This window comes from Thermococcus sp. 9N3, from assembly GCF_012027685.1.
Taxonomy (GTDB): domain Archaea; phylum Methanobacteriota_B; class Thermococci; order Thermococcales; family Thermococcaceae; genus Thermococcus; species Thermococcus nautili.
The window spans coordinates 1-393 of the sequence record NZ_SNUV01000016.1; the positions used below are offsets into that span (position 1 = coordinate 1).

Annotated in this window: 1 protein-coding gene; it reads right to left on the reverse strand. The window is 53.4% G+C overall.

Annotation, left to right across the window (positions count from 1 at the left end; translation table 11 throughout):
* A partial coding sequence (locus E3E30_RS11195; protein WP_206205174.1) for a cation:proton antiporter occupies positions 1-393 on the reverse strand: 393 nt, incomplete at both ends.

Below are 393 nucleotides of genomic sequence, written 5' to 3' on the forward strand. Positions count from 1 at the left end.
GGCGTCCAAGCTACCCTTGGTCATCGCTGTGATGATGCCTATGAGGTAAACCGCGAGTATGTCATCGACGAAGGCTGCACCCATGAGGATGGACGAGATCTCTCGTTTAACGCGCTCTTTGACGAGGATACCGCTTGTGACTTCTATAGCAGTGTTTCCGAGAGTGACTCCAACGAAAATCGCCGCTGAGGTGCCCTTCTCGAAGAACTCCACCGTAGCGAAGCCGAGGATGAAGGAGAAAGCCACGCCAAGGACTGCAACTATTACAGCTTTTTTGGTGTTCTGGGCTATCGCCGAGAAGTTGCTGGTGAGACCCATGTAGAGCATCATCATTATCAGCCCGAACTCCGCCAGAACGCTGAGCTCGGAAGTCGGCTCTATGAGTCCGAGGAC